Consider the following 11,989-nt stretch of genomic DNA (forward strand, 5'->3'; position numbering starts at 1 on the left):
TTTTTTGGGGTGGTTGACAGACCCTCGGGGCGGCAAGAAAGTTTCACGTGTCGCGGGAGATCCGAAAGATACTTTCAAAGACGCGCAGAGAGGGTTCCGCATGACCGACGACTCGGCGGGCAGAGGGGTCAGCAGGCGGCGGCTGGGTGGCGGGATGGTGGCGCTGGGCGGCACGCTCGCCCTCGCACCGGTCCCCTTCGCGGCAGCTGCCGGGATGCCGGACGGCCCGGGCGCGGGCGGCGCGGGGGCGGGAGCAGATACGGGCAGCGGCCGGCCGACGCTGCGGCGGGGCACTGCGCAGCGGGCGGGTCTGCTCGCCGGACATCTCGACCAACTGGTCGCGGACGCCGAGAAGTTCCTCGCTCCCTCGCCCAAGCACCCGTGGTACGCGGGGGCGGTGCTGCTCGCCGGACGGGGCGGTACGGTCGCGCTGCACCGGGCGATCGGCAAGGCGCTGCGCTACTCGGCGTACGACGAGAAGACCGACACCGCCGTCGAACTCCCGGCCGAGCAGCAGATCCCCATGGCGAAGGACACGGTCTTCGACCTGGCCTCGGTCTCCAAGCTGTTCACATCGATCCTCGCGGTCCAGCAGATCGAGCGGGGCGCACTCGAACTGGAGGAACCGGTCGCCTCCTACCTGCCCGGGTTCGCGCGGGCCGGCAAGCAGGGCATCACGGTGCGTCAACTGCTGACGCACACCTCCGGTTTCCGGTCCTGGATCCCGCTGTTCCGCGAGCCGACACAGGAAGCCAGGCTGCAGCGACTGTGGGACGAGGCGCCGGCGAACCCGCCCGGCACGGCGTATCTCTACTCCGACCTGAATCTGATCTCCCTGCAGCTCGTCCTGGAGAAGATCACCGGTCGTCCTCTGGATCAGCTGCTCCACGACGAGATCACCGCTCCGCTCGGGATGCACCGCACGCGGTTCAACCCGCCCGCCTCCTGGAGGCCGCAGATCGCCGCCACCGAGGACGCGCGGCTCCCCTGGTCCGGTCTCGACCGCGGCCTGGTGTGGGGCGAGGTCCACGACGAGAACGCGTACAGCTTCGGCGGCGTGGCCGGCCACGCCGGGGTCTTCTCCTGCGCCTGGGACCTTGCGATACTCGCCCGTACGCTCCTCAACGGCGGCGTCTACGGCCGCTCGCGCATCCTGGACCCGGCCTTCGTCGACCTGATGTTCTCCGACTTCAACACGGACTTCCCGGGCGACGGGCACGGCCTCGGCTTCGAGCTCAACCAGCACTGGTACATGGGCGCGATGGCCACACCGCGGACCGCCGGGCACACCGGGTTCACCGGGACGAGCCTCGTGCTCGACCCGACCACCGACTCGTTCCTGATCGTGCTGGGCAACTCCGTGCACCCGGTGCGCAGCTGGCGCTCCGGGAGCGCGCCGCGCGTGGCCGCCGCCAACAACATGGCGAGGGCCGTCCCGGTCCGCCCCGAGCACGGCCGCACCGCCTGGTTCTCCGGCATGGCCGGCTCCACCGAGGCGACCCTCACGCTGCCCGCGCTCACCCTCGCCTCCGGCAGACCGCGGCTGCGGTGCTCCCTGTGGTGGGACACCGAGCCCGGCTCCGACGCGCTGTTCCTGGAGGCGTCGCAGGACGACGGGGCGTCCTGGAGGCCGGTCGCCTTCACGGCGGCCCGCAAGGGCGGCGCGGAGGAGCCCCACCCGGCCGGCTCGGCCACCGGCTGGTCAGGTCGGATCTGGCACCGGCTCACCGCCGACCTGACCGCATGGCGCGGCACGCCGGTACGGCTGCGCTGGCGTTACGCGACCGACCGGCTCTACGTGGGCCGGGGAGCCTACGTCGACGCGATCCGCGTCGAGGACGAGAACGGCCGGCCGGTGTTCGACGAGTCACGGCCCGCGGACGCCGCCCTGATCGAGGCCCTGGGCTGGACCGCCTCATCGGACTGACAGCCTGCCGTTGTCGGCCGGTCATGTCGCACGGGAGGTTTCGGTGTCACCGGCCCAGGGCCGCCATCGCGGCGTTGTGGCCGGGCACCCCGCTCACCCCGCCGCCACGTACCGCACCCGCGCCGCACAGCAGCACGTTGGCGTGCGGCGTCTCCACGCCCCAGCGCCCGCCGCCCTCCAAGGCGTAAGGCCAGGAGAGATCGCGGTGGAAGATGTGCCCGCCGGGCAGCCGCAGTTCCCGCTCCAGGTCGAGCGGTGTCTTCGCCTCGATGCACGGGTCGCCGTTCGCGTCGAGAGCGAGGCAGTCGGCAATCGGCTCCTCGAGGTACGAGTCGAGTTCGGCGAGCGTCGCCGCCAGCAGCTCCGTGCGCGCGCCTTCGTTGTCGCCGGCGAACAGCCGGGCCGGAGTGTGGAGTCCGAAGAGCGTCAGGGTCTGGCAGCCCTGGCCGACGAGCTCGGGCGACAGGATGGAGGGATCGGTCAGCGAATGGCAGTAGATCTCGGACGGCGGGGAGCTCGGCAGCCGGCCGGAGGCGGCCTCCTGGTAGGCGGTGGCCAGCTGCTCATAGCCCTCCGAGACGTGGAACGTGCCCGAGAACGCGTCCTTCGGGTCGACGGAGGCGTCGCGCAGCCGGGGCAGCCGGCGCAGCAGCATGTTCACCTTCAACTGTGCGCCCTCAGCGGCCTCGGGCACCGGTTCGCCGAGGAGTTCGGCCAAGCTCTGCGGTGATGCGTTCACCAAAACCCGGTGAGCGGCGACCGTCCCCTCACCCGCCGGGGTGCGGAAGGCGACCTCGGCCCGCTCGCCGTCGGTCTCGATACCGATGGCCTCGTGTTCGACGCCGAACTCCGCGCCGGCTTTCCGGGCAGCGGCGGCCAGCGCGTCGGTGAGCGCGCCCATGCCGCCGATCGGCACGTCCCAGTCGCCGGTGCCGCCGCCGATGACGTGGTAGAGGAAGCAGCGGTTCTGCACCAGCGACGGATCGTGGGCGTCGGCGAAGGTGCCGATCAGCGCGTCGGTGAGCACCACGCCGCGCACGAGGTCGTGACCGAACCGCTTCTCGATCGCGGCGCCGATCGGCTCCTCGAACAGCATCCGCCAGGCCTGCTCGTCGTCGACCAGGGCCCGCAGCGCGTCCCGGGTGGGCAGCGGCTCGGTCAGCGTCGGGAACACCCGTCGGGCGACCTTGCCGGTGATCCCGTAGAACTCCTGCCACGCCGCGTACTCCCGGTCGCCGCCGGTGATGTCCGCGAACGACCCCCGGGTGCGGCCGGCGGCGACGAGGAGTCCGCCACCGCCCTTCGGCGTGTAGGAGGAGACGGTTCGTTTGCGTACGGCGAAGTCCAGCTCCAGGTCGCGCACGATCTTGTCGGGCAGCAGCGAGACGAGGTACGAGAACTGGGACAGCCGGGCGTCGACACCGGGGAACGGCCGCGTCGAGACGGCCGCGCCACCGGTGTTCGCCCGGCGCTCCAGCAGCAGGACGGAGCGTCCGGCGCGGGCCAGGTAGGCGGCGGCGACCAGGCCGTTGTGGCCGCCGCCCACGATCACGGCGTCGTACGAGGCGTGTGCGGGCATGGCCGGACCCTAACCGCCGGGCGCCTGCTCCGCCACGGTCCGGCGGAGCGCGGCGACCTGCCGGTACAGCTCGACCGCCTCCTGGTGGCGCCCGAGCTGTTCCAGGCAGTGCGCCTCGTCGTTGCGGCTGGACAGGGTGTCGGGGTGGTCGGATCCGAGGACCCGCTCACGGGCCTGCGCCACCTGCTCGTAGATGCTCAGGGCGTCGGCCCAGCGGGACAGCCAGCCGAGCGCCACGGCCACCTCTCGACGGCTCACCAGGGTGTCGGGGTGGTCGGGCCCGAGCACTCGCTCGCGCAGGGCACCCACCTCGCGAGCCTCGGCCAGTGCCTCGTCCCAGCGGCCGAGACGGCCGAGGTTGACGCCGAGGCCGTGGCGGGCGCGCAGGGTCTCCGGGTCGTCGGGGCCGAAGGCCCGGGTGCGGTCGGCGACCAGGCCGCGGTAGACGTCGACGGCCTCCGCTCCGCGGCCGAGCCGGCCGAGGCAGATGCCGGTCTCGTAGCGGGCGGCGAGCGTGTCCGGGTGGTCCGGGCCCAGCGCGCGGGCCCGGGCGCCCGCAACGTCCTGGTAGCCGGCCAGCGCCTCGGACCAGCGGCCCATCAGCCCGAGCGCGAAGGCCACCTCGTAGCGTGTGACGAGGGTGTCGGGGTGGTCCGGGCCGAGGACCCGGGCACGGACCTTGGCGACGTCCTCCGCGATCCGGTGGGAGTCCTCGATCCGTCCCATGCGGCTCAGGTTGAAGGCCAGGTTGTGCCGGCAGCGCAGGGTGTCCGGGTGGTCGGCCCCCATGGTGCGCTCACGGGACTCGAGGACGGCCGCGTACAGCCGGTCGGCCTCGGCGTGCCGGCCGAGGCCGCCCAGCACATAGGCGGTCTCCTGGCGGGCGGCGAGCGTGTCGGGGTGGTCGGGGCCGAGGGCCCGCTCCCGGCCGGCGGCGACGTGAGCGAACTCCTCGAGCGCGTCCGTGGCGCGGCCGGTGCGGCTGAGGCTGAACGCGACCTCGTAGCGGCTGGCGAGGGTGTCGGGGTGGTCGGGTCCGAGCAGCGTCCCGCGTTCCGCGGCCACCGCCCGGTGCACCTCGCCCGCCTCCTCCCAGCGGCCGAGCCGGCCGAGGCTCAGGCCCGCGTTGTGCCGCGTGGCAAGGACGGCGAGCAGTTCGGGCGGCGGGGTGGTCCGCTCGGGGCCCTGGGCGGGTACCGGGACCGGGACGGCGGTGTGCGGGGCCGGGCGGGTGGTCCACAGGCCGGTCAGCGCCGCCGTGTGGTCGAGGCCCGGCGGCACCGACCGGGCGGCGATCGCACCGGTCGCCCTGTGGCCGATGGTCATACCGCGTGTCCAGTAGGGCAGGGACGCCCCGCGTGACGCCTCCTCCGACTCGGGTTCGCGCTGCAGGGGCACCACGGGAGGCCGATGGCGCACATGGCCCGCGGCATGGATACGGCGGCGCAGTTCGCCCGCGGCACCGGGCCGCTCCTCGGGTGTCTTGGCGAGCAGGTCGAGCACCATCAGGTCGAGGAACTCCGGGATCTCGTCGCGGTGCTCGCGCAGCGGCCGGGGGGTCGTGTCCCGATGGCCGACGAGGATCGACCAGGTGTCGCCGACGTCGAAGGGCGGGGCACCGGTGGCCAGTTCGTAGAGCACGCACCCGAGCGAGTACAGGTCGCTGCGGTGGTCGACCTGGTTGCCGCCGATCTGTTCGGGTGACATGTAGTGCGGGGTGCCCATGGCGATGCCGGTGCCGGTGAGCTTCGACGTGAAGCCGATGTCCTCGCCGAGTCGCGCGATCCCGAAGTCGCAGATCTTCACCCCACCGCCGGTGAGGCGCATGATGTTCGCAGGCTTGAGGTCCCGGTGCACGATGCCTTGTTCGTGCGTGTAGTCGAGGGCGTCGGCGATCTGGTCGGCGATGTCGACGACCTCGGCGACCGGGAGGGGCTGCTGCTTGTTGTCGTCGAGCAGCTGGCTGAGATTGCGGCCCTCGAGCAGCTCCATCACCAGGTAGAGCACGCCTTCGTGTTCGCCGAAGTCGTGGACGACGGTCACGCCCCGGTGCTGGAGCGCCGCAGCCACGCGGGCCTCACGGCGGAAGCGTTCCCGCAGGACCCGGGTGAAGGACCGGTCGGGCTGCGACCCGATCGGCTTCAGGCATTTGACGGCCACCTGTCGGCCGAGCGATTCGTCGCGGGCCCGCCACACCTCGCCCATACCGCCCCGCCCGATGAGATCGAGCAGCCGGTACCGGCCCTGGATCAGCCTGGTTTCCGCCATCGCGTGCTGTCGCCCCCGTCGCTGTGCTGCGCCCTCCCCGGCCGGTCCAGTATGGCGGCCCGCCTGCGAAGTTTGTACGGGGCCGGGCGCGATCCGGGCCCGAGTCGGGCGATCGCTTTCAGAATGTGACCGGGCGGTAGTTGCCAGCGTATACGGGAGGGGACGCAGCGCAGCAGGTTGCCCGTGGCGGTCAGGCGGCGTGTCACCCGGTCCGCCGGCGGTGCCCCTCTGCCGTACGGCGCGTGGGCGTACGGGGGCAGGGCGTCGTAGGCGAGCGCGGCGACCCGTCCCCACAGCAGCTTGCGCACGGGGACCAGCGCGGGCGCGAGCGGTGGCCGGCGCAGAAAGTCGTCGACGTCACGGGCTTCCGGCCCGGCGGCGAGCTCGGGCCGCACCCGCTCGAAGTAGGCGGCCAGCTGCCCGGTGGTGGCGGGCACGGCGGCCGGGTCGAGGCCTACCAGGCGGGCCGCTTCGCGCTGCTCGTCGAGTAGCGGTCGGCGAGATCACCGTGGAGCGGAAGCCCGGAGCGGCGGGCCACCTCGAGGTAGGAGGCGACCTCCGCACAATGCACCCACAGCAGCAGCTCGGGCTCGTCGACGCCGTAGGGTTCGCCGGTGACGGGGTCGGTGGCCCTCAGCCGTGCGTGGATGCGGCGGACGCGGGCGCCCGCCTTCTCGGCGGCCTCGGTGGTGCCGTAGGTGATGGTGCCGACGAAGTCCGCGGTGCGCATCAGCCGGCCCCAGGCGTCCTGGCGGAAGTCCGATTCTGCATGACGCCGCGGACGGCGCGGGGATGGAGCGCCTGGAGGTAGAGGGCGCGCACGCCCGCAATCCACATGACCGGGTCGGCGTGGACGTTCCAGGTCACGGAGTCGGGTCCGAACAGTCCGGGGTCGGCGTCGTTCACAGGGGTCATTGTGCCCAGGACCGCTGGATGGCACAGAGCAAAGCCGCTGACCAGGGATGATGCCAACTGGTTCGCGTGGTGGAGACCCCGGTTGAGGTGAGCTCTCTGCGGCGCCTCGGGCGAGTCGGGGCGACGCCGTATCCGGTACGGCATCTCCAGGTACTGCTCCACCGCCGGTCCCAGCCGGGGTTGAGCGCGCGATCCGGAAGCCGGAGCGGGACCTCGGGCGGCCGCTGCTCGATCGGTCCGGGCGGACGGTGACGCCGACGGAGGTGGGGCGCGCGGTCATCCCGTACGCGCGGGCCGCCCTGGCGGCCGTGGCGGGGCGCGGCAGTCGGTGGACGAGACACCGGGCTGCTGCGGGGCCGGGTCACCCTCGGGATCGTGTCGGGGGTGGCCGGCCATGCCCTTCGAACTGGCCGCGCTGCTGGCAGCGTTCAGGGCCGCGCACTCGGGGGTGGAGGTCTCTCCGGCAAAGGACTCGTCGCAGCGGATACGGGCGCCTCCAGGGCGAGCGCACCGACGTCGACCGCATCGCCGCCGCAGCCTGGGCCGTCCCGGGCGAGTCGACGCTTCACCGCCCGAATTACCTGAGGAAGCGTCCTGACGACGCGCGAAGCAGTGCGCACTGCTGCCGACGCCTGAGGACCCGACGGCGGGTCGTTGCGCGCGGCGGCGCTCGCGACGGACGATGGGTTCGGAACCTGCGGAGCCCCGCGGGTCGACCGGCGGGAGTTGCAGTGGATCCGTTGGAGGACTGGCTGGAGGGTATGCAGCCTCGACTGGCCGGGCTGGTGGACTTCGAGTGGCCGGACGGCTCGCCGACGGACTGCTCACCGGCGTCGCTGGCTCGCCTGGAGGCGGAGCTGGTCGCCCGGATCGAGCCCGGGGCCGACTTCATGGAGCGGGTCGCCGGATACCTGGGCGAAGCTTTGCTGTCGGCGGCCGGCGGGTGCTGGGCCTGGGACGAGCGGCGTGGTCTGCCTGTCGTGTTGCCGGACCCGGAGCTCAGCCTGTCGGCGGTCTGCCCGGCGGAGCTGGTCGAGCAGGCTCGGCAGCATAGAGACGGCGACGAGTTCGGCCGGAGCTGTCGGGACCTGGAGCGGGCGGTCGCCGAGAAGCAGGCCGCAGCACCCGGCTGGACGCCGAGCAAGCAGCCGACCCCCGGGCTGGACCGTGAGCTGACCGCCCCCCGCTCGGCCTACCTGGACAGGTGGTTGGCCAAGCACGCGGCCGCCCTGCCGGCCTGGCTTGCCACGTACGCGGAGCGGCCCGAACTCTGGGACTTCTCCCAAAAGTCCTTGGACGAGCTGGAGGCGGCGGCCCGTCAGTTGGTTTCCCGGCCGGCCGGGTTGGCTGCGCACCCGGAGTTCGCCGAGGGCGCCGCCTGGTACCTCGGAGAGGTGCTGCGGCCGGCGATGCGCGCGCAGTGGTGCTACCACCCCGGTGATCCGGACGGGGACAACATGTTCGTCGGGCGTCCCTTCCTGGACCAGCTGGTCCCGGAAGGGACGGTGGCGGTGCCGTTCCTGCTGCTTCAGATCGCGCTCGCCGACCGCGAGCCCGGCGTGCTTCGTCACGCCTACGAACGACTCACCTGAGTCTGTCTCCCGGTGGGCAAGTGTCGCTAGGCTGGTCATCGTCTGCGCCTGCCGGGGGAGTTGGTCGTGAACGGACGTCGACGAGTCTTAGCGTGGTTGGTCGCGGTGACGCTGGCGGCACTGTGCGGGCCGTTCGGCTGGCCGGGCTCGGGCCTGGCCGCGCCGAAGCCGGTGCCGCTGCCCAGCTTCGACGGGCCCGCGCCGGATCCGAACGCCCTGCCGGGTGGGTCTCGTCCGGCCCCGCCCGGACCGCGGCAGCCGTACGAGTACGAGAACCCCGCCGAGTGGCTGCGCAACCGACCGCAGCCGCAGCGCCACGAGGTGGCGGCGGCGATGCTCAGCCCGAAGGCCAAGGTGCCGGGGACGTGGGAGCACTGCCTGAAGCGATGGCAGGACTATCAGCTGAAGAAGGCCGCGGAGTTGTCGAAGCACCACCGCAATCCGGGGAGCAAGCGGCCGAGCCGCGTGCTGCCGTGGGACAAGTGGCTCCGGCAGTACATTCCGAATCAAGGCAACGACAACCAGGGCAAGGCCTTCGTCAAGCACCTCGTGGAACGACTCAAGCTCGGTGCCAACCACGGCTGGCAGACCGAGTTGCACGTGCCGGAGGCGAACCGCTACTACGACTTGGCCAACGTGGAACTCGGCCTGCTCTACGAGGTCAAGTCCGGTAGAGGCATCGACGCCGGCGAACTGGCGCGGGACAAGGCATTACTCGAGATCGAGCGGGGCAAGCCCAACCCCCGGCAACTGGTGTACCTCTTCCCCGACCAGCCGAGCAAGAAGGCCAAGAAGCTGCTCAAGGAGGCCGGCATTTCGTATGCCGTGCTGCCGGCGCAGAAGAGGCTGATCAACCCGGGCGGGACGGACCCGGGCGGGACCGCCCCGGGCGGAGCCGACCCGGGCGGAGCCGACCCGGGCGGAGCCGACCCGGACGACAGCGGTCCCAACGGCGGCGGCACCCCCAAGGGCGGGCCGCAGGGCGGCGGACCTCGGGGCGGTGCCTCCGCCGACGACACCCTGCGCGCCCCGGATCAGTATCAGGCCCCGGCCCCGGCCCCGGCGGAGATCGCCGACTCCGGTGACACCCCGGAGGAGGCAGCCGAGCTGCGCCAGGTCAACCAGCAACTCGCCGCGGACTCCGGCCACCCCGACCTGGCCCAGGATCTGGGCGGCGTCGACTTCTCGACGCTGGAGCTGCGCTACGTCTCCGACACCTACCACAACGGCTCCGGCGTGCAGTACGCGTTCAAGGCCGACGCCCTGCCGGCCGACGAGCAGTCCTTCGGCGGCCGGCGAGCCGCACAGCTCGCCTCGGACTCGTTCTTCGTCTGGCTGGAGCTGCCGCCGTCCGCTTTCACCGTCAACCTCAATCCGGACGAGCCCAACCGGATCATCGACGAGAAGTTCGGCCAGACCGACGCCGGGCGGGTGCTGCTGGAGGCCGACCTGGCGATGAAGAAGTCGGTCGCGAAGTTCATCCACCCCGACACCCCGGGAGGCAAGAAGTACTGGGACTCCCTGTGGGGCGAGACCAAGTGCGTCTCCATGAGGCAGTGGATCGTGCCCGACACGGCCACCGTCCGCGACAACGGCAACGAGCTGTACATCCTGGACGCACCGCTGCTGGTGAAGATGGAGTCAGAGGTCATCGAGACCCCGGGTGTCGGCGGCGACACCGGCTGCGGACAGCAGGACGAGGCCAGCACTCAGCACAACGAGTCGGTGTACCGCACGACGATCCTGCCGCAAATCCAGAAGGCGGTGAACCACGCGCCCGAGTACGCCGACCTGCGTCGGGTCTACGCCAGCCGGGTCGCCGCCGAGTGGTTCCGCAAGCGCAGCGCCGGCAAGCACACCGCGTACTCGGACCTCATCGGCAAGGGCGACATCAGCCGCTGGGCCTCCCGGGAGAAATGGACACCCCGTGAGGTCTTCGACCGCTACGTCCAGTCTTACAAGAACGGCGAGTTCAAGGTGAAGCACACCACCACCGAGGGCAACGTCGTATACACCCGTACCTACGTCTACGGCGGAGTGGATTTCAGCCAGATCGACCAGAACCGGCTGAGCGCGACCAAGTTCGCCAAGGACCACCCCGCGCTGACAGCCACGGCGCGCAACGCGCTGCACGAGCCGAGCGGCGAGGGACGCGACGTCTGGCTCGGCGGTCAGACCACCGCCGTGCCCCTGGCCGAGGCCTTCGCCGGCCCCGACCCGGCAACGTCGAAGCCGCTGTTCTACGTGCTGGGGGCCGTGCCGCTCACCGCCTGGCTCGTGACGGGCGGCATGCTGTTGTGGCGCCGCCGAGCGAACTCACCGGCAAGGGCCGGCCGGTGACCACGGCAGGGGTGGAACCGCCACTGGCGGCACCGGCGCCCCCGATGCCTCCGGGCGCCGTGTTCGCGGCGAGCTACCTGTTCGCCGGGGTGGCCGCGTTGGCCCTGGTCTCCTCGGTCGGCACGTTCTTCGCCATCCCCGAGTTCAGCCACCATCGGAGCGAGGAAGCCGCCGACGGCGCGGCAGGGGACCTGGCCGCGTACGGGCTGACGGCGTTCGCCGTGCTCACGATCGTGTTCGGCGGCGTCTGCCTGCTGCTGTCCCTGCTCGACGGACGGGGACGGCAGGGGGCCCGGGTGACGACCTGGGTCGTCGGCGCACTGTCCGTCTGCTTCAACGTCGCGCTGCTCACCGTCGGCATCTACGACTCCGTGCCCTGGTACGGCGACATGACGCGGGTGGTGGCCGTCGGGATGCTGTTGCTGACGCTCGGTGCGGTCACCCTGCTGGCGCTGCCCGTTTCCCACGGGTACTTCCGCGCCGCCCGATCAGCCCGCCAGAGTGAGCGTCCCCCGTTCACGCCACCACCGACGGCCCCACCGCCCGGCCACCCTCCCGCCCACGCCAACCAGCCGCCCCCTCCTACCTACCTGCCCCCTCCTCCCGGCACTCCGCCTCCTCCTCCCCACCATCCGCCGCCGCCGCCGCTCCAGGACGCACGTCGGCCGGTCGCCGTCACCACGGCCATGGCCGTCCTGGTGGGCATCGCGGTCGTCACCCTCGTAGCCGCCGTCGTGGAGATCCGGACGTACCAGGCCGTACTGAACTGGCTCGACGACTACCAGCGGGCCATGGAGAAGCAAACTGCTCCGTACGGCATCGACGTGGCCTTCCCCCGCCTCCCGGACACTGCCGCGGGGTCGACCGCCATCGTGGTCGTGGCCCTGGTGGCGGCCGCAGCTCTCATGATCGGCCTGGCACTCGCCATCCGGCTGCCCCGGCCGCGGGCACGCATCATGGCACTCGTCGCCACGGCGCTGTTCGCAGCACTGGCCACGGGCCGGGGGCTCCTGACCGCAACCTCACAGGCCACCATGAGCCGGCTCGCAGAGGAGTCGCAGCGGCTGAAGGAAAGCATGGGTGCAGGGCAGTACCAGGACCCGTTCCCCAGCTTCACCGAGATCCACCCCCAGTGGGCGTACCAGGCCGTCTACCTGACCACGACCCTCGCGGTCCTCGGGTACATCGCGGTCTTCGTCCTGCTGGTCCTGCGGGGCTCGAATGCCTGGTTCGCCATGGCAGGAAATCGCGCGCACCAGTACGCCCCGCCACCGCCGTACCTCGGACAGGGGTACGGGCAGTATCCGAGCAGGTGACACCAGTACGGCGAACCCCTGGTTCGTCCGCGAGCACCGCCACGGCGATGTT

The 11,989-nt window shown here is 71.8% G+C and carries 6 protein-coding genes and 1 pseudogene; 4 read left to right on the forward strand and 3 right to left on the reverse strand.

Annotation, left to right across the window (positions count from 1 at the left end):
- The first annotated feature begins 100 nt into the window (after positions 1–100).
- Positions 101–1,927: a serine hydrolase domain-containing protein gene (locus tag IE198_RS12505; protein ID WP_189885809.1), complete on the forward strand. Its 1,827-nt coding sequence runs from the start codon at positions 101–103 to the stop codon at positions 1,925–1,927.
- 46 nt (positions 1,928–1,973) lie between these two features.
- Here the strand turns inward: IE198_RS12505 and IE198_RS12510 are convergent, their stop codons facing one another.
- The 3 genes and pseudogenes from IE198_RS12510 to IE198_RS12520 all read right to left on the reverse strand — a co-directional run bounded on the left by IE198_RS12510 (position 1,974) and on the right by IE198_RS12520 (position 6,689).
- Positions 1,974–3,506 carry a phytoene desaturase family protein gene (locus IE198_RS12510; protein ID WP_189885811.1) on the reverse strand — a complete coding sequence of 511 codons (1,533 nt, stop codon included), beginning with the start codon at positions 3,504–3,506 and terminating at the stop codon, positions 1,974–1,976.
- 9 nt (positions 3,507–3,515) lie between these two features.
- Positions 3,516–5,774 (reverse strand): serine/threonine-protein kinase, encoded by a 2,259-nt coding sequence (locus IE198_RS12515; protein WP_189885813.1) that lies wholly within the window; start codon positions 5,772–5,774, stop codon positions 3,516–3,518.
- A pseudogene (locus tag IE198_RS12520) lies at positions 5,756–6,689 on the reverse strand (oxygenase MpaB family protein). The gene IE198_RS12515 and the pseudogene IE198_RS12520 overlap by 19 nt, the downstream one beginning before the upstream one ends.
- 731 nt (positions 6,690–7,420) lie before the next feature.
- Here IE198_RS12520 and IE198_RS12525 point away from each other — a divergent pair.
- The 3 genes from IE198_RS12525 to IE198_RS12535 all read left to right on the forward strand — a co-directional run bounded on the left by IE198_RS12525 (position 7,421) and on the right by IE198_RS12535 (position 11,937).
- The gene (locus tag IE198_RS12525) at positions 7,421–8,281 is read left to right on the forward strand and encodes a hypothetical protein (RefSeq protein WP_189885815.1); all 861 of its coding nucleotides are present in this window, start codon (positions 7,421–7,423) and stop codon (positions 8,279–8,281) included.
- 105 nt (positions 8,282–8,386) lie between these two features.
- Positions 8,387–10,621, forward strand: a complete 2,235-nt coding sequence (locus tag IE198_RS12530) for a hypothetical protein (protein WP_189885817.1) — start codon at positions 8,387–8,389, stop codon at positions 10,619–10,621.
- Positions 10,618–11,937, forward strand: coding sequence for a hypothetical protein (locus tag IE198_RS12535; RefSeq protein WP_189885819.1), 1,320 nt, complete (start codon positions 10,618–10,620; stop codon positions 11,935–11,937). The genes IE198_RS12530 and IE198_RS12535 overlap by 4 nt, the downstream gene beginning before the upstream one ends.
- The last annotated feature ends 52 nt before the right edge of the window (positions 11,938–11,989 follow it).

Source organism: Streptomyces xantholiticus (assembly GCF_014651015.1).
Lineage (GTDB): Bacteria > Actinomycetota > Actinomycetes > Streptomycetales > Streptomycetaceae > Streptomyces > Streptomyces xantholiticus.